This is a genomic window from Streptomyces sp. LS1784 (assembly GCF_020103755.1).
Taxonomy (GTDB): domain Bacteria; phylum Actinomycetota; class Actinomycetes; order Streptomycetales; family Streptomycetaceae; genus Kitasatospora.
The window spans coordinates 1-1747 of sequence record NZ_JAHSQD010000994.1; the positions used below are offsets into that span (position 1 = coordinate 1).

The 1747-nt window shown below is 72.7% G+C and carries 1 protein-coding gene; it reads left to right on the forward strand.

The genetic code is table 11. The features are described 5' to 3' along the window. Window positions 1-331: 331 nt before the first annotated feature. Window positions 332-1747: RNA polymerase recycling motor ATPase HelR (helR, locus tag KS423_RS44995; RefSeq protein ID WP_224285443.1), on the forward strand; the 1416-nt coding region annotated here is incomplete at its 3' end.

A 1747-nucleotide genomic window follows, 5' to 3' on the forward strand; every position in this document is an offset into this window, starting at 1 on the left:
GAGCATGGAAGCCCACTATCCCCTCGGACCACGACTCGACCTGCTCAACCGTCAGCTCATCAGCACACAGTCATACCAACGACGCCGAACGCCAGCGGTAACGACAGATGCGGTTGCAGTACTAGGCGCGGAGCGACCCCGGGCGACGCGGAGCGGGGCGTGACCGGAGACGCGGAACAAGGCGCGGTCGAGCACGCCCGGGGAGGAGAAGGAGGAAGAAGAAGGGGGAGAACCCACCCCTTGCCACTCTCAACGTATAGCGCATGGGGGGTCTTGCGGCAAGGCCCCCGCGGTGGCGCACAATCGCAGGCCTCAGATCGGAGCTGATGCCATGAACCGCCAGACCACCAGTGCGTTCGACCTTCCCGCCCGCCTCGCCGCCAAGGCCGACCCGGCGCTGATCGGCGAGGACGAACGGCACTTCGCGGCCGTTGCGGAGAGCCTGTCGCAGTCGATCGCCGAGCTGTCCGACCGCCTCGACGTGCTGCGCCGCGCGCCGGGCGGCCTCGGCCGGGAGGCGATGGACCGGGACATCGAGGTGCACAGGCTGACCGGTCGGCTGCGCGCCCTGCGCCGCTTCGGTCTGGACCTGTGCCTCGGGCGGGTCGTCCTCGCGGACGACCCGGAGCCGGTGTACATCGGGCGGCTCGGTCTCACCGACAGCGAGGGGCGCCGGCTGCTGGTCGACTGGCGCTCGCCCGCGGCCGAGCCGTTCTTCGCGGCCACCCACGCCGACCCGATGGGCCTGGCGAGCCGGCGCCGGTACCGCTGGACCGGTGGCCGGATCGGCGACTACTGGGACGAGGTGTTCACCGCCGAGGCCCTGGAGGGGCACGCCGCGCTGGACGACCAGTCCGCGTTCATCGCCGGCCTGGGCGGCAACCGTTCGGCCCGGATGAGGGACGTGCTGGCCACCATCCAGGCCGACCAGAACGCCATCATCCGGGCGGGGTCCCGGGGCGCCCTGGTGGTCGACGGCGGCCCCGGCACCGGCAAGACGGTCGTCGCGCTGCACCGCTCCGCGTACCTGCTCCACTCCGACCCCCGGCTCGGCCACCGGCGCGGCGGCGTGCTGTTCGTCGGCCCGCACCACCCCTACCTGGCCTACGTCGCCGACGTCCTGCCCAGCCTCGGCGAGGAGGGGGTGCGCACCTGCACCGTGCGGGACCTCGTCGTGGAGGGGGCGAAGGCCGGGGCCGAGACCGACCCGGAGGCGGCCCGGCTGAAGTCCTCGGTCGACATGGTGAAGGCGATCGAGAAGGCCGTCCGGTTCTACGAGGAGCCGCCCACCGAGGGCATGGAGGTGACCACCCACTGGGCCGACCTCTGGCTGAGCGCCGAGGACTGGTCCGACGCGTTCGACGTGCCGGACCCGGGCACCCCGCACAACGAGGCCCGCGAACAGATCTGGGAGGAGCTGGCCACGATCCTGATGGACAAGCTGGACGAGGACGAGGGGGTCTCGCCCGAGCTGTTCCGCAGGTCGCTGCGACAGGACCGGGAGCTGACCGAGACGCTCAACCGGGCCTGGCCGCTGCTCGACGCGGCCGACCTGGTCGGCGACCTCTGGTCGGTGCCCGCCTACCTGCGGATGTGCGCGCCCTGGCTCGCCCCCGAGGAGGTCCGCAGACTTCAGCGCAAGGACGCGCCCCAGGCCTGGACGGTGTCCGACCTGCCGCTCCTGGACGCGGCCCGGCAGCGGCTCGGCGCTCCGGAGGCGGAGGGGCGCCGGCGCCGGCGGGAGGCC